This is a genomic window from Streptosporangium sandarakinum (assembly GCF_050942225.1).
Lineage (GTDB): Bacteria > Actinomycetota > Actinomycetes > Streptosporangiales > Streptosporangiaceae > Streptosporangium > Streptosporangium nondiastaticum.
Map to the genome: position 1 here is coordinate 5,557,245 of NZ_CP192034.1, position 18,156 is coordinate 5,575,400.

The window sequence follows — 18,156 nt, forward strand, 5'->3', positions numbered from 1 at the left end:
TCACTACTCCTTGACGTCGTGGTCGGCCGTACCGCCGGTGGGGGTCTCCCCCAGCGCCTGGACGACCCGGGAGGGGCTGGGACGGCCGAGCCTCGCGGCCAGCCAGGTACTGGTCTCCACCAGCGAGGCGAGGTCGAGACCCGTCTCGACGCCGAGGCCGTGCAGCATCCACACCAGATCCTCGGTGGCGAGGTTGCCGGTGGCGCTGTCGGCATAGGGGCAGCCGCCGATGCCGCCGGTGGAGGCGTCGACCACGGTCACGCCCGCCCGCAGCGCGGCCAGGGTGTTGGCCAGGGCCTGACCGTAGGTGTCGTGGAAGTGCACCGCCAGCCGCGAGGGCCCGCCGAACGCGCCGATCAGCGCGGTGACGTGCCCGGGGGTGCCGACGCCGATCGTGTCGCCGAGCGACAGCTCGAAGCAGCCCATGTCGAGCAGCCTGCGGCCGACCTCGACCACCTGGCCGACCGGGGTGGGGCCCTCCCAGGGGTCGCCGAAGCACATCGACACGTACGCCCTGACCCGCAGGCCGTTCTCCAGCGCCCGCGCCACGACCGGCTCGAACATCTCGAACTGCGAGGCGAGCGTGCGGTTGAGGTTGCGGCGGGCGAAGGTCTCGGTGGCGCTGGCGAAGACCGCGATCTCCTCGACGCCGTGCTCCAGCGCCCGGTCCAGGCCGCGCTCGTTGGGGACGAGCACCGGGTAGCGCACGCCGGGGACCTTCTCGACGAGGCCCAGCAGCTCGGCGGCGTCGGCGAGCTGGGGCACCCACTTGGGGTGCACGAAGCTGGTCGTCTCGATCACGCGGTGCCCGGCCGCGGCCAGCCGGGCGACGAACTCGGCCTTGACCTCGACGGGAACGACCGCCTTCTCGTTCTGCAGCCCGTCGCGCGGCCCGACCTCGTAGACCGTGACCCGGTCGGGCAGCCCGGCCTCCCGGACCGCGTACGGCTCGCGCATCACGCCTCCCGTCCCGGCGCGGCGGCGATGTGCCGTCCGCGCGCCGTGTCCCGTCCCGCCGCGACCGTGTACGGCTCGCGCGTCACCGCTCCTCCTCGTCGTGCGGCCGGACGACCGCCAGGACGGCGTCCATGTCGACCGCCTGGCCGGCCCGCGCCGGCAGCTCGGTGACGACTCCGGCGATCGGTGCGGTCACGGTGTGCTCCATCTTCATCGCCTCGACGATGACCAGCGGCTGGCCCTCCGCGACGCCCTCCCCGACCCCGGCCTTGACCACCAGGACCGTGCCGGGCATGGGGCTGCGGACCACGCCGTCGGCGGCACCGGCCGCGCCCGCGCGATCCCCGGGGTCGCCCAGGTGGTGGCGGGTCAGGGCCCAGGCGGCGCCGTCGCGGCCCAGCCAGACGGTGTCGCCGTCGCGGGCGACGGCGTAGCGCCTGCGGACGCCGTCCAGGGTGACGAGCAGGTCGTCGCCGTCCAGGGCCAGCGTCGCCCGTACGGCGCCGGCGTCCTCCTGAGGCCCGGCGGCGCGGGCCGTCCCCGCGGCCTCTGCGTCCTCGGCATCCCCGGCGCCCCGGTCCTCACCGGCCCCGCCGGCGGCCGGACGCACCTCGGCTCCGGCGGGAGACCCGGGGAGCCCGCGCACCCGCACCTCGGACACGCCGTCGCGGCTCTCCAGCCGCCACGCGGTCCACGCCGCGTCCCCGAGCCGCCAGCCGTCGGGCACGTCCCACGGGTCGGCCGGCGCGGCGGGCACCCGCTCGTGGTGCAGGAGCAGGGCGGCGGCGACCGGCACGTCGGCGGGGACGGCCCCGCCCGCGGCGAGCTCGCCGAGGTGGCGCTCGACCAGGCCGGTATCGAGGGCTCCGGAGACCACCTCGGGGTGGGTGAGCAGGGCGCGCAGGAAGGAGACGTTGGTCGGCACGCCGAGCACGACCGTCCCGGCGAGCGCCCCGTCCAGCCGCCGTAGCGCGCTCACCCGGTCGGGGCCCCAGGCGATCACCTTGGACAGCATCGGGTCGTAGTCGCTGCCGACGGTCCCGCCGGTCATCAGGCCGGAGTCGACCCGGACGCCCTCGGGCTCGCGCAGCGCCAGGACCCGGCCGCCGGTCGGCAGGAAGCCCCGGGAGGGGTCCTCGGCGTAGACGCGGGCCTCCACGGCGTGACCGCGCAGCCGTACCTCCTCCTGGGTGAGCGGCAGCGGCTCGCCGGCGGCGGCCCGCAGCTGCAGCTCGACCAGGTCCAGGCCGGTGACCAGCTCGGTGACCGGGTGCTCGACCTGCAGGCGGGTGTTCATCTCCATGAAGTAGTAGTCGCCGGTGGCGCCCTGGACGATGAACTCGACCGTGCCGGCGCCGACGTAGCCGACGGCCCTGGCCGCCTCGACCGCCGCCGCGCCCATGCGGGCCCGGGCGGCGTCGTCGAGCAGCGGGGACGGCGCCTCCTCGATGATCTTCTGGTGGCGGCGCTGGAGGCTGCACTCGCGCTCGCCGAGGTGGACGACGTTGCCGTGCGCGTCGGCCATCACCTGGATCTCGATGTGGCGGGGGTTGTCCACGAACCGCTCGATCAGCAGGGTCGCGTCGCCGAACGCGGCGGCGGCCGTACGGCGGGCCGACGCCAGCGCCTCGGGCAGCTCCCCGGCGGAGCGCACCAGCACCATGCCCTTGCCGCCGCCGCCCGCGGACGGCTTGATCAGCGCGGGGAAGCCGACCCGCTCGGCCGCCGCGACGAGGTCGTCGCCGGGTTCGGCGCCGCCGGGCACGACGGGGACCCCGGCGGCGGCCACGGTCTCCTTGGCCCGGATCTTGTCGCCCATGGCCTCGATGGCCTCGGGCGGCGGGCCGACGAACACCAGGCCGGCCTCGGCGCAGCGCCGGGCGAAGGCGGCGTTCTCCGCCAGGAAGCCGTATCCGGGGTGCACGGCCTGGGCGCCGGTCGCCGCGGCGGCGGCCAGGATCCGGTCGATGTCGAGGTAGCCGCCGCCGAGCCGGACCGCGACGTCGGCCTCGCGGACGTGCCGGGCGCCGGCGTCGGCGTCGCTGTACACGGCGACGGAGCGGATTCCGAGCCTCCGGAGCGTCCGGATGACGCGCAGGGCGATCTCGCCGCGGTTGGCGATCAGGACGGTGTCGAACATCCCGGACCGGGCGGGGACCGGGGCCGGGTCGTTCGCTGTGGGGTTCGTCATGGGGCACTCACATCCGGAAGACGCCGTAGCCGACGGGGTCGAGGGGGGCGTTGGCCGCGGCGGACAGGGCCAGGCCCAGGACGGTGCGGGTGTCGAGGGGGTCGATGACGCCGTCGTCCCAGAGGCGGGCGGTGGAGTAGTAGGGGTTGCCCTGGTCCTCGTACTGCCTGCGGATGGCGTCGGGGTCGGCGTCGCCGACCGTGGACAGCACGTTGGCGGCCTGCTCGCCGCCCATCACGGAGATGCGGGCGTTCGGCCACATCCACAGGAACCGGGGCGAGTAGGCCCGCCCGGCCATGGCGTAGTTGCCCGCGCCGAACGAGCCGCCGACGACCACGGTGAGCTTGGGCACCCGGGCACAGGCGACCGCGGTGACCATCTTGGCGCCGTGCTTGGCGATGCCGCCGGCCTCGTAGGCCCGGCCGACCATGAACCCGCTGATGTTCTGCAGGAAGACCAGGGGGATGGCGCGGCGGTCGCACAGCTCGATGAAGTGCGCGCCCTTGAGGGCGGACTCGGCGAACAGGATGCCGTTGTTGGCGATGATCCCCACCGGGTGGCCGTGGATGCGGGCGAAGCCGGTGACGAGGGTGGCGCCGTACTCGGCCTTGAACTCGCCGAACCGGCTGCCGTCCACGATCCGGGCGATGACCTCGCGCACGTCGTAGGGGACGCGGGTGTCGGCCGGGACGATCCCGTACAGGTCGCGGGGGTCGTGCGCGGGCTCCTCCGAGGCGGCGCGCTCCCACGGCGCGGGGGTGCGCGGGGCGAGGGTGGAGACGATGTCGCGGACGATCCGCAGCGCGTGGGAGTCGTCGTCGGCCAGGTGGTCGGTGACGCCGCTGACCCGCGAGTGCAGGTCGCCGCCGCCGAGCTCCTCGGCGGTGACCTCCTCGCCGGTGGCGGCCTTCACCAGCGGCGGCCCGCCCAGGAAGATCGTGCCCTGGTCGCGCACGATGACCGCCTCGTCGCTCATCGCCGGGACGTAGGCGCCGCCGGCCGTGCAGGAGCCGAGGACGGCGGCGATCTGCGGGATGCCGCGCGCCGACATGGTGGCCTGGTTGTAGAAGATCCGGCCGAAGTGCTCGCGGTCGGGGAAGACCTCGTCCTGGCGGGGCAGGAACGCGCCGCCGGAGTCGACGAGGTAGACGCACGGCAGGTGGTTGTGGAGGGCGACCTCCTGTGCCCGCAGGTGCTTCTTGACCGTCATCGGGTAGTAGGTGCCGCCCTTGACGGTGGCGTCGTTGGCGACGACCACGCACTCGCGGCCGGAGACGCGGCCGACGCCGGTGATGATCCCGGCCGCCGGGGCGTCGTCGCCGTACATCCCGTTCGCGGCGAGCTGGGACAGCTCCAGGAAGCGCGAGCCCGGGTCCAGGAGGGTGTCGACCCGGTCGCGGGGCAGCAGCTTGCCGCGCGAGACGTGCCTGGCCCGCGACCGCTCCGGGCCGCCCAGCGCGGCGACGGCGACGCGTTCGCGCAGCTCGGCCACCAGCCGCTCGTTGACCTCGGCGTTGGCCTTGAAGGCGTCGCCGCCCGGATCGCAGGTGCTTCGCAGCACCGGCCAGCCACTCATGCGCTCTCCTCTTCGGCGCGGCGGCCCGGCCGTCACGACCGCGACCGCCGCCCGGCCGCGTCGCCGCGGACCGGTGGGTGACAACGTCGTCTTCACCGCAGATGTTAGTCATCGTTAACGTCAGCGTCTACCATGCGGGGGTGACGACCGCTCCGGCCTCCGCTCGCGCCCGCGGCTCGCGACGCGTGGAGATACTCGACGCCGCCGCCGCGCTGTTCGCCGCGCGCGGCTTCCACGGCGTGTCCATCGAGGACATCGGCGGCGCGGTCGGCGTCTCGGGCCCCGCCCTCTACCGGCACTTCAGCGGCAAGGAGGCCCTGCTGGCCGAGATGCTGCTGGACGTCAGCGAGCGCCTGCACGCCTCGGCGGGAAGGTGCGTCACCGAGGCCCCGGACGCCGAGCACGCCCTGGACGCCCTGCTCAACGGGCAGATCGAATTCGCGCTCAGCCATCCGGCGCTGATCACCGTGCACGACCGCGAGCTCGGCAACGTCCCCGAGCCCGCCCGGCGCCGGATCAGGCGCCTGCAGCGGCTGTACGTGGAGGAGTGGGTGACCGTGCTGAGCGAGATCTACCCCTCGTGCCCCGCGGCGCGGCTGCGCGCCGCCACCCACGCCGTCTTCGGGCTGCTCAACTCCACGCCGCACAGCGCGGGCGACCTCGCGCCCGAGCTGATGGCCGGCCTGCTGCGCGGGATGGCCCGCGCGGCGCTCGCCACGGTCGTGGTTAAGGAACACTAACGGCGGCGGACCCATTGGGTCCGCCGCCGTCAACGACTCAGGCGGGGCCGCCGAGCCGGAGGAGGTGTCAGGCGCCCGGAGCCTCCATCGGACGCGGCAGCGGGTGCGGGGGCGGGTACGGAGGCGGGTACGAGGGCGGGTACGGCGGCCGCGGGTACGGAGGACGCACCACCGGCGGGTACGGCGGCCTCGGGTAGGGCGGGTAGTACACCGGCGGCCGTGGATACGGGTACGGCGGGTAGTACACCGGCGGCCTCGGGTACGGGTACGGCGGGTAGTAGACCGGCGGCCTCGGGTAGCTCGCGGGCACGCAGTCGTACTGCGGGCACGGCATCGTAAAGCACTGCCTGGGATGGGGCACGCAGACCTGGCCGGGACCGCAGTTGGCGTACGCGCACGGCGACCCCGGCTGGCAGGCGGCCTCCTTGGCCGCCCCCCGCGCCGCGGCCGCCCCCTCGGCCCCGGCGACCGCCGCGTGATCGGCGGGCGCCGACGCGGCCTCGGCCGCCACCGCCGAGGTGGCCGCCATCGATCCGGCCATGGTGATCGCGGCCAGAAGCGGAATAAGTTTTCGGAGCATTCCTCCCCCTTGTCATGATCGGTGCTGCTCTGAATAGATGCTCGCACCGGCCGCGTTTGCTGACGGCAAAACAACCTTCAGAAAGGCGGATGGCTTCCCCGACAAACGTGCCCGATCATCTCGATCCGCGCATGAGCGACGGGGGAGGAATATCTCATTATTCAGCTATAAGACCAGGCCATCGCGGCCGTAGGGGTGAGTTCTGATATATGGAGATTTAGATCGCGAAAGTACCGGGCCGACGGCCGGGGGCGCCCCCGAAAACCTGCCATCGCATGGGATTCACCCGGGATCATGAAAAACGGCCCGGGCACGTCCTCCCGGACCGCGGCCCGTACCGGATACGCATGGAACCGGGCACGAGGACGGCCCGGGCGCCGAAACGCCCGGGCCGCTTCCCTGTCGGCCGGCGCCGCCCCTCCGGGGGACGGCGCCGGAGCGGGCGTCAGCGCCTGATCACCTTGACGTAGTCGCTGCCGCTGGAGTCGGGGCGGAAGTCGTCGTCACCGGCGAAGACGAACTTCCAGTGACCCGACCGGTACGCCTTGGCCTTGGTGTAGAGGTGGCCGGCCCCGTTGGACCACGCGTTCTTGACGCGCTGCCACTTGCTCGACCCCGCGGGCTTGAAGTACAGGCCCACCTTGGCGCGGTAGCCCTCCCAGCCGGAGTCGTCGACCTGGAGCCTGCCGGTGAAGGTCAGGTACCGGCCGTGGCGGACGGGCTCCGGCGAGGCGTTGAACCGGATGACACGGCTGGCGCCGCGCTCCGGCTCCGGCTGCGGCTCCAGGACCCGCACGTGGTCGGTGCCGCTGAAGGCCCTGTCGGCGCCGCGACCGCCGCCGAACACCGCCCGCCAGGTCCCGGACCGCTCGGCGGTCACCTTCTCGGAGAACCCGCCGAACCGGTCGGTCCGGTCGGAGCCGACCTGCTCCCACCGAGAGGAGCCGTCGGCGCGGAACAGGATGTCGACCGTACGGCCTCCGTAGCCCTGCCAGCCGTGCCGGCCCTCGACGAGCAGGCGCCCGTGGACGCCGAACGTGGCGCCTTCGCGCACCGGCTCGGGCCGGGCGTCGAAGCCGGCGATCCTGGTGTCGAGGTTCCGGTGCCGCCTGACGTCGACGGTGAACCGGCCGCTCTCGGTGTCCTCCTTGCCGTCCTCACCGTGGGCGACGGCGATGTAGCTCCACCGTCCCTCCCTGTCCTTGGTGTCGAAGGTCTTGGTCGCCGTCCACTTCGACTCCAGGCCGTGCGGAGCGGGCTTGACCTCCAGGGGCGTCCAGTCCCCCCCGGGCGCCTTGATCTTGAAGTCGACCTTGCCGGCGCCGGAGGTGGTGAAGGTGAACTCCGCCCCGACCGGCGATCCGGTGACCACGATCGGTTCGGGGTCGATCTTCACGCTGGAGACGACGGGGTCCGCCGCGGTCGCCGCTACCGCCGAGACCGTTGTGGCCGCCATGGCGGAAGGGGCCAGGGCTAGCGCCCCGACGCCCACGGTCAGCGCGACGGCGGCTCTGGTGCGTTGCAACATTCGGGTGTCCTCCCGTTGGTTGAACGCGGCATGAGGGTGCCACGTCGTACTTCAAGTAGACGTACTAGACAGGTCATGCGTTGTTAAACATGACAAACTGTTAAGAATCGCCGTCAGTTACACCGTTCCACCGCTGCCCGGCAGGTCAAAGAGGCCAAGCACGGGACGGCGACCGGCGCGAAGGACATAATCGAACTGTGGCGCGCGACACTGTTGAGACACACTTCGCCGAGGCCGTGACCGCTCTCACCGCGGGGACGCCGCGGGATCCCCTGCTCCCCGTGCGGGAGGGCACCACCCTGACCGGGGCCCGCTGCCGGGAGCTGTTCGAGTTCCAGCTCGGCAGCAGGCTCCTCGACGTCACCGCACGCCGGCTCCGCGAGCAGGGCGAGGGCTTCTACACCATCGGCTCCGCCGGACACGAGGGCAACGCCGCGGTCGCCGCGGCGCTGCGCCCCACCGACCCCGCGCTGCTGCACTACCGCTCCGGGGCCTTCTACCTCGCCAGGTCGGCGATGGCCGGGCGCCTGCCCGAGGAAGGGCTGCGCGACGTGCTGCTCGGCCTGACCGCCGCCGCCGAGGAGCCGATCGCGGGGGGTCGCCACAAGGTCTTCGGCCACCCCGAGCTGGCCGTGATCCCGCAGACCTCCACGATCGCCAGCCATCTGCCGCGCGCGGTCGGCGTGGCGTTCGCCATCGAGCGTGCCCGGACGCTCGGCGTGCCGGGCGCCTGGCCGCAGGACGCCGTCGCGGTGTGCAGCCTCGGCGACGCCTCGGTCAACCACGCCAGCGCCCTGTCCGGCCTGAACACCGCCGCCTACGCCGCCTACCAGCGGCTGGGACTGCCCCTGCTGTTCGTCTGCGAGGACAACGGCCTGGGCATCAGCGTGCGCACCCCCGCGGGGTGGGTGGAGGCCGCCCACCACCCGCTGCTGCCGTACTTCGCGGCCGACGGCTGCGACCTGGCCGACGTCCACGACGTCGCGGCCGCGGCCGCCGAGCACGTCCGGACCCGCCGCTCCCCGGCCCTGCTGCACCTGCGCACCGTGCGGCTGATGGGCCACGCCGGGTCCGACGTGGAGATGTCCTACCGGACCAAGCGCGAGATCGACGCCGATCTGGGGCGCGACCCGCTCGTCGCCACGGCCCGGCTGCTGGTCGAGGCGGGCCTGACCACGCCCGACGAGATCCTGGCGCACTACGAGACGATGCGCGAGCACCTGCTCAAGATGGCCCTGGAGAGCTCGCGGCGGCCCAGGCTCGCCTCCGCCGCCGAGGTCGTCGAACCGCTGGCCCCCCGCTCGCCCGAGCGGGTCGCCGCGGCCGTCTCGGCCGCCTCGGCGGCCGCGTCCTCCCGGGAGAAGACGTTCGGCGGCAGGCTCCCGGAGCGGGAGGGGGGGCTGACCCTCTCCCAGGCGATCAACCGGACCCTGGCCGACGCCCTGGCCGCCGACCCCGGCATGCTGGTGTTCGGCGAGGACGTCGCCCGCAAGGGCGGCGTCTACGGCGTCACCCGGGGGCTTCAGCGGCGCTTCGGCGCCGGCCAGGTGTTCGACACCCTCCTCGACGAGCAGACCGTCCTCGGCCTCGCGCTCGGCGCGGGCGTCTCCGGGCTGCTGCCGGTGCCCGAGATCCAGTATCTCGCCTACCTGCACAACGCCCTCGACCAGATCAGGGGCGAGGCGGCGACGCTGTCGTTCTTCTCCCGCGGCGCCTTCCGCAACCCGATGGTGGTCCGCGTCGCCTCCTACGCCTACCAGAAGGGCTTCGGCGGCCACTTCCACAACGACAACTCCGTCGCCGCGCTGCGCGACATCCCCGGCCTGGTCGTGGCCTCCCCCGCCCGGCCCGACGACGCGGCCGCGATGCTGCGCGCCTGCCTGGCCGCCGCCCGCGCCGACGGCGGCGTCTGCGTCTTCCTGGAGCCGATCGCCCTGTACAACACCCGCGACCTGTTCGACGACGGCGACAACGGCTGGCTCTCGCCGTACGCCCCGCCGTCGCGCTGGGCCGAGACGCACGTCCCGATCGGGCGGGCCCGCAGCTACGGCGAGGGCCGCGACCTGACCATCGTGACGTTCGGCAACGGCGTGCGGATGAGCCTGCGCGCCGCGGTACGGCTCACCGCCGAGGGCTACGGCTGCCGGGTCGTGGACCTGCGCTGGCTGTCCCCGCTCCCGGTGGACGACCTGATGCGCGCGGCCGAGCTGACCGGCAACGTGCTGATCGCCGACGAGACCCGCCGCACCGGCGGGGTCTCCGAGGGCGTCGTCACCGAACTGCTCGACGCGGGCTTCACCGGCAGGATCGCCCGGGTGACCTCCTCCGACAGCTTCGTCCCGCTGGGGGACGCCTCGCGGCACGTGCTGCTGTCGGAGGACGACATCGAGGCCGCCGCCCGCAAACTGCTCGGCTGATCCTCCGCCGCGACCCGCACGAGAATCGGTCACCCGGCCGCACTCCGAAAATCACCGAACGCACCCGCAGGTCACTCCGGAACGTGTTCAATTGGTTCCACACCGTTTCGGATTTTCGGCCCGCCCCCCGGTCAGGCGGCCCTCCGCTGAGGAAAACCAGGAGGTACCATGCCCGACGTGGCACTGAAGAGCACCCGCAGGCGCGTCTCGGACCTCGAGGCCTGGGCGTTCAGGACGAGCTCGGATCTGGCCGACATCAAGGAGACGCTGAACGATCTCCCCAAGGTCATCCGGGAGGAGGTCATGACGTACACCGTCCCGATGTTCGAGGAAGTCCTCAACAGGATGGCCACCAAGGAGGACCTCTCCGCGCTCTCGACGAAGGTCGATGGCCTGGAGAAGAGGTTCGATGGCCTGGAGCAGAAGGTCGATGGCCTGGAGAAGAGGTTCGATGGCCTGGAGCAGAAGGTCGACGGCCTGGAGAAGAGGTTCGACGGCCTGGAGCAGAAGGTCGACGGCCTGGAGAAGAGGTTCGACGGCCTGGAGCAGAAGGTCGACGGCCTGGAGAAGAGGTTCGACGGCCTGGAGCAGAAGGTCGACGGCCTGGAGAAGAGGTTCGACGGGCTCGAGCAGAAGACCGACGAGTTGGCCGACCGGGTGGGTTCCATGGAGAACCGCATGGACTCCCTCGAAAACCAGATGACCGCCCTCAACGGCCGCATGGGTGCCATGGAGAACCGCATGGACTCCATGGACGGCAAGCTGGAGTTGATCCTCGCCAAGCTGAACTGATGTCTCGTGGCGGGGGTACGGGACCACGGTCCGGGCCCCCGCCGAGCGGTTCTACAGCCAGTCGCGGCGTTTGAAGACAAGGTAGAGCGTGACGCAGACGGCCGCCATCAGCAGCACGGCGAACGGGTAGCCGAAGGCCCAGTGCAGTTCCGGTATGTGGTCGAAGTTCATGCCGTAGATGGTGCCGACGAGGGTGGGGGCGAACAGGATCGCGGCCCAGGCGGAGATCTTCTTGACCTCCTCGTTCTGCGCGTTGCTGGCCTCGGTGAGCCGGGTCATGTGCTCGTTCTGGGCCTGGGCGACCATGGTGGAGTTGACCACGAGGATGTCGTGGAGCATCTGGCGGAAGCCGCTGACCCGCTCCGACACGGTGATGGCGTGGTCGGCGACGTCGCGCAGGTAGCGCTGCAGCTCCTGGTCCATCCCGTACTTGTCGGCGCCCGCGATGAACCCCTCGATCATGCCGAGCAGCGGGCGGGTGGCCCGCTGGAACTCGATGACCTCCCGCGACAGCTCGTAGATGCGGCGGGAGACGCCGGGTTCGTTGCCGAAGACCTGCACCTCTATCTCGTCGATGTCGTTCTGCAGGCCGGCCACCACCGGCGCGTAGCCGTCCACGACCGCGTCCACGACGGCGTAGAGCACCGCCTGGGGTCCCTGGCGGAGCAGGTCGGGGTCGGCCTCCATGCGCCGGCGGACCTGGGACAGGTCGGGGGCCTCGCTGTGCCGTACGGTGATCACGAAGTTGCGGCCGACGAACAGGTGCAGCTCGCCGAAGTCGACCTCCTCGGTCTCGTCGACGTAACGGGCCGGACGCAGCACCACGAAGAGGGTCTCCCCGTAGCGGTCGGCCTTGGGACGCTGGTGGGCGACGATGGCGTCCTCGACGGCCAGCTCGTGCAGGTCGAACTCCTCGGCGACGTTGTAGATCACCCCGTCCTCGGGGCGGTAGAAGCCGATCCAGGCCATGCTGTCGGGGGTGTTCTTCAGGCACTCGAACGCCTCGGGCAGCGATCCCGGTGTGGCGACCCGTCGCCCGTCGACGTAGATCGCGTTGTCGATGACGTGCGACCGGGTCGAGACCGGCTCGGCCTCGGCGGAGCGGGGGTCCATCGACCGTTCGGGGGAGTCGCGCTCGACGCCGGGGCGGCCGCGCATCCGGCTCCGCATGCCCAGTATCCGCCGGTCAGCCACCTGCTCCTCCTCGTCCGCCCCGCCGGGCATCCCGATCCTGTGCGTGCCCGCGCCGTCTACCCGGGCGGTCACCGGGAAACCCACCGGGGCGCGGTCCGCCCCGTCGGCCGGATTCCGTCTCCCCGCGGCGCCCCGGACTCCGCTTCGTCTCCTTTCGACCTTATCGCCGGTAGACCAAGCGCCATGGGACGCTTTGCTCCGGTGACGTTGAGGAGAGGCGAACGTTGAACGAGGTCTGGGAGTCCTTGACCGCGGCCCAGGCGGGGCCGCCCCCGTGGGCCGTGCTGCTGTCGGCGGCGGTCGCGCTGGCGACGGTGGCGTGGTCCGGGTCGTGGCACCTGTCCAGAGGACTGATCACCATCGCGCACGAGGGCGGCCACGCGCTGGCGGCGCTGCTCACCCGGCGCAAGCTGCAGGGCATCCGGCTGCATTCGGACACTTCGGGGGTCACTCTGACCCGGGGCAGGCCGCGTGGGCCGGGGATGATCCTGACCGCCGCCGCCGGCTACGTCACCCCATCGCTGCTGGGCGTGGGCGGGGCGTGGCTGACCGCCACCGGCCACGTGGCGATCCTGATCGCGGTGGTGATCGGGCTGCTCGCCGCCATGCTGCTGCTGATCCGCAACCTGTTCGGCGCGGTGAGCCTGCTGGCGACCGGCGGGGCGGTCTTCGCCGTCACGTGGTACTCCCCGCCCGACGTGGACGCGGTCCTCGCCTGCCTGGCCGTGTGGTTCCTGCTGTTCGGCGGCGTCCGGCCGATCCTGGAGCTGCGGCGCAAGCGGAGCCGCGGCCACGCCCCCGACTCCGACGCCGACCAGCTCGCCCGGCTGACCTTCCTGCCCGGCGGGTTCTGGGTGCTGCTGTTCCTGCTGGTGGCCTGCGCCTGCCTGGCGGGCGGGGCCTGGCTGCTGAACCCGCTGCCCTGGCCCGCCTAGGTTCTGCCGGCCGTCCCGCCCGCCGCGCCGCCGCCCCCGTCGCCCCGCCGCGCCGGGGGCGGCCGGACCGGTTCCGTGGCCCGTCACGCTCGGTGACGACCTGAGAAGGCAAACCAACTCTGTTACCCGATATATACCCTCATACTCGCATCGAACGTGGTAATTTCGGTCGATAAGAGAAACATCTTCGGCCTCCGACAGGATGGCGCGAAGAATTTCTCCGAACAACTTTCATATATCTCACATAAGTGCAGGTCAGACCAAATGTCATGACTTGACTTGTGAGTTTTACACGTGTTGGTCGTGCAACTTGTAACTGGTGATTTCTCGGGTTATCCGGAATTCTCTCCCCTGGAAGACAGCAGGGAGATTGCCGTGAATGACCACTATGAGCTTTATTGCCTAGCGGACCCGACCTTCTACGACACTCTCGACAGTGACCGGAGCGAGCACCCGGACTTCCCGCTCGCCGGCCGGGAGGTGCCGGGCGGTTGGGCGCACCAGGCGACGGACACGTGGATGCACTACGCGCCCCTCGACGCCAGGACGCCGAGGCAGGGCTGGAAGATCCACGTGTCGGCGTGCCTGGACGACGCCGAGCGGGCGATGGAGCTGGTCTGGGACTACTGCGTGCCCCGCGGGATCGCCTTCAAGTTCCTGCGCAGCCGGCCGGTCGTGACGATGCTGAACTCCAAGGCGGCCCCCCGCGGGTCCAGCGGCAAGCTGGTGACGATCTACCCCGTGGACGAGGCGCAGCTGGAGCTCACGCTGAAGGAGCTGCACGAGCTGCTCCGCGGCGTCCACGGCCCCTACATCCTCAGTGACCTGCGCTACGGCGAGGGCCCGCTCTTCGTGCGCTACGGCGGTTTCGCCTCCCGGCACTGCCTGGACGCCAAGGGCGAGGCGGTGCTCGCGATCGAGGACGCCGACGGCCGGCTGGTGCCCGACGTGCGCGGGCCGTCCTTCTCCGTGCCGTCCTGGGTGACGCTGCCGGAGTTCCTGGAGCCGCACCTCGCGGCCCGCAACGCGGTCACCACCGGCGGTCTGCCGTACGAGGTCGAGAGCGTCATGCACTTCTCCAACGGCGGAGGGGTCTACCTCGGGCGGGAGCGACGCGGCGGCAGGCGCGTGGTGCTGAAGGAGGCCCGCCCGCACGCCGGCCTCGACGCCGCGGGCCGCGACGCGGTGGCGCGTCTGGGGCACGAGCGCGACATGCTGGAGCGCCTGTCCGGGCTGGACTGCGTGCCCGAGCTGATCGACTACTTCGTCCTCGGCGAGCACCACTTCCTGGTGCAGGAGTTCGTCGACGGCAACCCCCTGCAGCGGCAGCTGGTGCAGCGCTACCCCCTCACCCGGGCCGGCTGCGACGCCGGGACCCTCGCCGAGTACACCGCGTGGGTCATGGAGACGCTCCCGGCGGTCCGGCGGGCCGTCGAGGCGCTGCACGAGCGCGGCGTGGTCTTCGGCGACCTGCATCCCAACAACATCCTCATCACCGCCGAGGGCCGCCTGGTCATGATCGACTACGAGGTGGCGACCCTCGCCGAGGACCGCGGCCGCGCCGCCCTGGGCCATCCCGCCTTCAACGCGCCGCCCGGCCGCCAGGGCGTCGAGATCGACGACTACGCGCTCGCCTGCCTGTGCTTCGGCCTGTTCGCGCCGCAACTCACCGTCACCCAGTCGCTCGACCGGGCCAAGGTGTTCCAGCTCGCCGAGCTCGTCACCGAGACCTTCCCGGTGCCGCCGGAGGTGGTTCAGGAGGCGGTCCGCACCATCGTCGGCGACGACCCGGTGACGGCGCGGCCCCTCCCCCGGCTCGCCCCGGACGACTGGCCCGCGCTGCGGGACGCCATGTGCCGGGCGATCCTGGCGAGCGCCACCCCCGGGCGCGACGACCGTCTCTTCCCCGGTGACGTGGCCCAGTTCAGGCCCGGCGGCGGCCTGAACCTCGCGTACGGCGCGGCCGGCGTGCTCTACGCGCTGGACGCCGCCGGCACCGAGGTCCGCCCCGAGCACGTGGAGTGGCTGCGCCGCCGCGCGGCGTCCCCCGCCCCCGGGACCGGCGTCGGGTTCTACGACGGGCTGCACGGTGTCGCCTACGTCCTCGACCGGCTCGGGCACCGCCAGGACGCGCTCGACGCGGTCGAGGTGGCCATGCGGGAGAAGTGGGAGGGGCTGGAACCCGGCCTGTTCGGGGGCCTCGCGGGTGTCGGGCTGAACCTCCTGCACCTGGCCGGCACGACCGGTGAGCAGACGCTCGCCGACCTGGCGCTGCGCGCCGTCGGCGTCTGCGCCGACCGGCTCGGCGGGGTGGAGGACGTGCCGGAGACCAGCGGCGGCGGCAACCCGCGGGCCGGGCTGATGTACGGCTCGTCCGGGCCCGCCCTCCTCTTCCTGCACGCCTACGAGCGGACCGGCGACGCCGGGCTGCTCGACCTGGCGGCCGTGGCGCTCCGGCAGGACCTGCGGCGCTGCGTCACCGTCCAGGACGACTCGCTGCAGGTCACGCAGGGGTGGCGCACGCTGCCCTACCTGGACGAGGGATCGGCCGGCATCGGCCTGGTCCTCGCCCGCTACCTGGCCCACCGCGACGACGACGGCTTCCGGACCGCGCTGCGGGGCTGCATGCGCGCCGCCCGGAGCCGCTACTACGTCCAGCCGGGGCTGTTCACCGGCCGGGCGGGCATGATCGCGGCCCTGGCCGCGGTCCCGGAGCCCGCGCCGGGCGACCCCGCCCGCACCGGCGCCGGCTCCGGGACCGCCACCGACCTCGCCGAGCAGATCCGGGGACTGGGCTGGCACGCGCTGTCATACGGCGACGGCCTGGCCTTCCCCGGCGACCAGCTGCTCAGGCTTTCGATGGACTTCGCGACCGGCACGGCCGGAGTCCTGTTCGCGATGAGCTCCGCGCTGGGCGACCGGCGGGTGCTCCTCCCCTTTGTCGAGCCGCCCGGCGGCGCGGGTGCCCTGTCCACGGCACTACCCGCGCATGGATCCGCCGAGCGGCTTTCCCCCTGCGAACCTTCGAAGGAGGTGTGACAACAGCATGGTACTTCTCGACCTCCAGAGCCTGGAAGCCCCCAACGGGGGTGGCGGTGGCGGCGGCGGCAGCTCGCTGACCGTTCTCGGTTGCGAGTCCTGCACGCCGAGCAACCTGAGCCTGCTCCTGTGCCACTGATCCTCTTCCCGATCGCCAGAAACGGAGTAACACCATGGTTCTTCTCGACCTCCAGGCTCTTGAGGCTCCCGGCGGCGGCCACGGCGGTGGCGGCGGCAGCACGCTGACCGTCCTGGGCTGCGAGTCCCAGACGCCGAGCAACCTGAGCGCCCTGCTCTGCCACTAGTCGTCTCCGATCACAAGGAAGAGGTAAGGAAAATGGTTCTTCTCGACCTCCAGGCTCTTGAGGCTCCCGGCGGCGGCCACGGCGGTGGCGGCGGCAGCTCGCTGACCGTCCTGGGCTGTGAGTCCTACACGCCGAGCAACCTGAGCCTGCTGCTCTGCCACTAGTGACACCCCGTGCCCGGGGCGGCCGATGACGGCGGCCGTCCCGGGCACGGCCCGTTCCGGGGACTTCTTCCGAGCCCCGTCGAGCGGGCCCCAGAACCTTTCGAGCGAAGGAGGGACCGGTGCGGACGGCGGACCGGCTGCTCGCCCAGACCGTACGGCGCGGCGGCCCCTGGCTGGGCGTCCTCGCCGTCTCCTCCGTCGCCGGGGCACTGGCCGAGCTGGCGCTCCCCTACGCGCTGGGCCGGGCCGTCGACGCCCTGGTCGCGGCCGGCCCGGCGGGCGGGGCCTGGACCTGGGCGGGCGTCTGCGCGGCCCTCGTGGCCGGGGCGGTCGCCTGCGACGCCCTGGGCGTCTGGGGCGCCGGGGTGAGCGGCGCCCAAGCCACGGCGTGGCTCCGCCTGCGGGCCCTCCGGCACGTCCTCGGCGCCGGGCCCGCGCTGACCCGCCGCCTCCCCGAAGGGGACCTCGTCACCCGGATGGGGGTGAACGCCGAGGAGGCCGGGCGGGCGCCGGAGGCGCTCGTCACCGCGGCGGCGCTGGTGATCCCCTCGGCGGGCGGCATCGTGGCGCTCACCCTCATCGACGTACGGCTGGCCCTGACCCTGGTCTGCGGCCTCGTCCTGATCACCTTCGTGCTGCGGGCGTTCCTGCGGGCCGGCACCTCGATCGCCGGCGGCTACCAGGAGGCCCAGGGCGACATCGCCGCCCGCCTGGTCGACGCCCTCGCCGGGGCCCGGACGATCGCCGCCGCGGGCACCGAGGCGGCGGAGAAGGCCCGGGTGCTGGCCGCGCTGCCCCGGCTGCGCGGGCACGCCATGGACATGTGGCGGGCCAACGCGAGCGCCGGCGTGCGGGCGGGCGCCGTGGTGCCGCTGCTGGAGGTGGCCGTGCTCGCGGTGGGCGGGCTGCGGCTGGCGGACGGCGGGCTGACCGCGGGCGAGCTGTACTCCGCCGCCCGCTACGTCGTGCTCGGCGCGGGCATCGGCTCGGCGCTCGGCCAGGTCGCCCGGCTGGCCCGGGCGCGCGCCGCGGCCGGCCGGATCACCGAGCTGACCGCCGGGACTCCGCGGGCCTACGGCGAGAGCCCGCTGCCGGCCGGCCCCGGAACGCTGGAGCTGCGCGGCGTGCGCGCCGAAGGGCTCGGCGAGATCGACCTGGTCGTCCCGGGCGGCTGCTCGGTGGCGGTGGTCGGGCGCTCCGGCAGCGGCAAGTCGGCCCTGGCCGCGCTCGCCGGGCGGCTGGCCGACCCCGCCGCCGGGACGGTCCTGCTGGACGGGGTGCCGCTGCCCCGGCTGTCGCCCGGGGCGCTGCGCCGGGCGGTGGGCTACGCCTTCGAACGCCCGGTGCTGGTCGGCGACACCGTCGAGGAGGCCGTCGGCCTGGGCCTGGACGAGCCGGACCCGCGGGCCGTGCGCCGGGCCGCCCGGGAGGCGTGCGCCGACGCGTTCGTCCGGCGGCTCCCCTGGGGTACGGCACGCGTCTGGACGACGCCCCGATGTCGGGCGGGGAGCGGCAGCGCCTGGGGCTGGCGCGGGCGTTCGCGCACGGGCGGCGGCTGCTCGTCCTGGACGACGCCACCTCCAGCCTCGACACCGTCACCGAGCGGCAGGTCGCCGCGGCGCTGGCCGGACGGCTGGGCGGCCGTACCCGGCTGGTCGTGACGCACCGCGCCGCGACCGCGGCGGCGGCGGACCGGGTGATCTGGCTGGACGGCGGGCGGATGCGCGGCTACGGCACG

General features: G+C 72.9%; 15 protein-coding genes. 9 read left to right on the top strand and 6 right to left on the bottom strand.

The genetic code is table 11. The features are described 5' to 3' along the window. Positions 1–3: 3 nt before the first annotated feature. From ACQP10_RS25895 to ACQP10_RS25905, 3 genes are all read right to left on the bottom strand, one after another. Positions 4–957, bottom strand: coding sequence for a hydroxymethylglutaryl-CoA lyase (locus ACQP10_RS25895; RefSeq protein WP_179827362.1), 954 nt, complete (start codon positions 955–957; stop codon positions 4–6). A gap of 82 nt (positions 958–1,039) precedes the next feature. Continuing rightward, positions 1,040–3,148: an acetyl/propionyl/methylcrotonyl-CoA carboxylase subunit alpha gene (locus tag ACQP10_RS25900; protein WP_389996545.1), complete on the bottom strand. Its 2,109-nt coding sequence runs from the start codon at positions 3,146–3,148 to the stop codon at positions 1,040–1,042. Positions 3,149–3,155: 7 nt separating this feature from the next. Further along, complete coding sequence (locus ACQP10_RS25905) at positions 3,156–4,724, bottom strand: carboxyl transferase domain-containing protein (RefSeq protein ID WP_399499249.1); 1,569 nt, start codon at positions 4,722–4,724, stop codon at positions 3,156–3,158. A gap of 101 nt (positions 4,725–4,825) precedes the next feature. On the opposite strand from ACQP10_RS25905, the gene ACQP10_RS25910 reads away from it, so the two are divergent. After that, the gene (locus ACQP10_RS25910) at positions 4,826–5,464 is read left to right on the top strand and encodes an SACE_7040 family transcriptional regulator (RefSeq protein ID WP_433539897.1); all 639 of its coding nucleotides are present in this window, start codon (positions 4,826–4,828) and stop codon (positions 5,462–5,464) included. Positions 5,465–5,531: 67 nt separating this feature from the next. Here ACQP10_RS25910 and ACQP10_RS25915 read toward each other — a convergent pair whose 3' ends face one another. After that, positions 5,532–6,044: a hypothetical protein gene (locus ACQP10_RS25915; RefSeq protein WP_346022803.1), complete on the bottom strand. Its 513-nt coding sequence runs from the start codon at positions 6,042–6,044 to the stop codon at positions 5,532–5,534. A 445-nt stretch (positions 6,045–6,489) separates the two neighbouring features. Then, the gene (locus ACQP10_RS25920; protein ID WP_346022804.1) at positions 6,490–7,572 is read right to left on the bottom strand and encodes a hypothetical protein; all 1,083 of its coding nucleotides are present in this window, start codon (positions 7,570–7,572) and stop codon (positions 6,490–6,492) included. Between the two features lie 197 nt (positions 7,573–7,769). Between ACQP10_RS25920 and ACQP10_RS25925 the strand changes: the two genes are divergently transcribed. Continuing rightward, the gene (locus ACQP10_RS25925) at positions 7,770–9,989 is read left to right on the top strand and encodes a thiamine pyrophosphate-dependent enzyme (RefSeq protein WP_433539898.1); all 2,220 of its coding nucleotides are present in this window, start codon (positions 7,770–7,772) and stop codon (positions 9,987–9,989) included. Between the two features lie 168 nt (positions 9,990–10,157). Further along, entirely contained in the window at positions 10,158–10,781 is a 624-nt protein-coding gene (locus tag ACQP10_RS25930) for a hypothetical protein (RefSeq protein ID WP_433539899.1), read from the top strand. Between the two features lie 51 nt (positions 10,782–10,832). Here the strand turns inward: ACQP10_RS25930 and ACQP10_RS25935 are convergent, their stop codons facing one another. Further along, positions 10,833–11,975 (bottom strand): magnesium and cobalt transport protein CorA, encoded by a 1,143-nt coding sequence (locus ACQP10_RS25935; protein ID WP_386148431.1) that lies wholly within the window; start codon positions 11,973–11,975, stop codon positions 10,833–10,835. A 224-nt stretch (positions 11,976–12,199) separates the two neighbouring features. Between ACQP10_RS25935 and ACQP10_RS25940 the strand changes: the two genes are divergently transcribed. The 6 genes from ACQP10_RS25940 (at position 12,200) to ACQP10_RS25965 (ending at position 18,079) form a co-directional block, all read left to right on the top strand. Then, positions 12,200–12,910, top strand: a complete 711-nt coding sequence (locus ACQP10_RS25940; protein WP_179827350.1) for a M50 family metallopeptidase — start codon at positions 12,200–12,202, stop codon at positions 12,908–12,910. A gap of 375 nt (positions 12,911–13,285) precedes the next feature. Then, a complete protein-coding gene (gene lanKC, locus ACQP10_RS25945; protein ID WP_346022808.1) occupies positions 13,286–15,949 on the top strand; it encodes a class III lanthionine synthetase LanKC in 2,664 nt (887 codons plus the stop codon). 7 nt (positions 15,950–15,956) lie between these two features. Beyond that, on the top strand, positions 15,957–16,088 hold the full coding sequence (locus tag ACQP10_RS25950) for a SapB/AmfS family lanthipeptide (protein ID WP_179827346.1): 132 nt from the start codon (positions 15,957–15,959) through the stop codon (positions 16,086–16,088). A gap of 34 nt (positions 16,089–16,122) precedes the next feature. Next, on the top strand, positions 16,123–16,254 hold the full coding sequence (locus tag ACQP10_RS25955) for a SapB/AmfS family lanthipeptide (protein ID WP_179827342.1): 132 nt from the start codon (positions 16,123–16,125) through the stop codon (positions 16,252–16,254). A 32-nt stretch (positions 16,255–16,286) separates the two neighbouring features. Further along, positions 16,287–16,418, top strand: a complete 132-nt coding sequence (locus tag ACQP10_RS25960; protein ID WP_179827333.1) for a SapB/AmfS family lanthipeptide — start codon at positions 16,287–16,289, stop codon at positions 16,416–16,418. Positions 16,419–16,537: 119 nt separating this feature from the next. Then, on the top strand, positions 16,538–18,079 hold the full coding sequence (locus ACQP10_RS25965) for an ABC transporter transmembrane domain-containing protein (protein WP_433539900.1): 1,542 nt from the start codon (positions 16,538–16,540) through the stop codon (positions 18,077–18,079). The last annotated feature ends 77 nt before the right edge of the window (positions 18,080–18,156 follow it).

Excerpts from the sequence above, each read along its gene's own strand:
- ACQP10_RS25895 (WP_179827362.1), bottom strand. The coding sequence starts at position 957 with ATGCGCGAGCCGTACGCGGTCCGGGAGGCCGGGCTGCCCGACCGGGTC.
- ACQP10_RS25900 (WP_389996545.1), bottom strand. The coding sequence starts at position 3,148 with ATGACGAACCCCACAGCGAACGACCCGGCCCCGGTCCCCGCCCGGTCC.
- ACQP10_RS25905 (WP_399499249.1), bottom strand. The coding sequence starts at position 4,724 with ATGAGTGGCTGGCCGGTGCTGCGAAGCACCTGCGATCCGGGCGGCGAC.
- ACQP10_RS25910 (WP_433539897.1), top strand. The coding sequence starts at position 4,826 with ATGTTAGTCATCGTTAACGTCAGCGTCTACCATGCGGGGGTGACGACC.
- ACQP10_RS25915 (WP_346022803.1), bottom strand. The coding sequence starts at position 6,044 with ATGCTCCGAAAACTTATTCCGCTTCTGGCCGCGATCACCATGGCCGGA.
- ACQP10_RS25920 (WP_346022804.1), bottom strand. The coding sequence starts at position 7,572 with ATGTTGCAACGCACCAGAGCCGCCGTCGCGCTGACCGTGGGCGTCGGG.
- ACQP10_RS25930 (WP_433539899.1), top strand. The coding sequence starts at position 10,158 with ATGCCCGACGTGGCACTGAAGAGCACCCGCAGGCGCGTCTCGGACCTC.
- ACQP10_RS25950 (WP_179827346.1), top strand. The coding sequence starts at position 15,957 with ATGGTACTTCTCGACCTCCAGAGCCTGGAAGCCCCCAACGGGGGTGGC.
- ACQP10_RS25955 (WP_179827342.1), top strand. The coding sequence starts at position 16,123 with ATGGTTCTTCTCGACCTCCAGGCTCTTGAGGCTCCCGGCGGCGGCCAC.
- ACQP10_RS25960 (WP_179827333.1), top strand. The coding sequence starts at position 16,287 with ATGGTTCTTCTCGACCTCCAGGCTCTTGAGGCTCCCGGCGGCGGCCAC.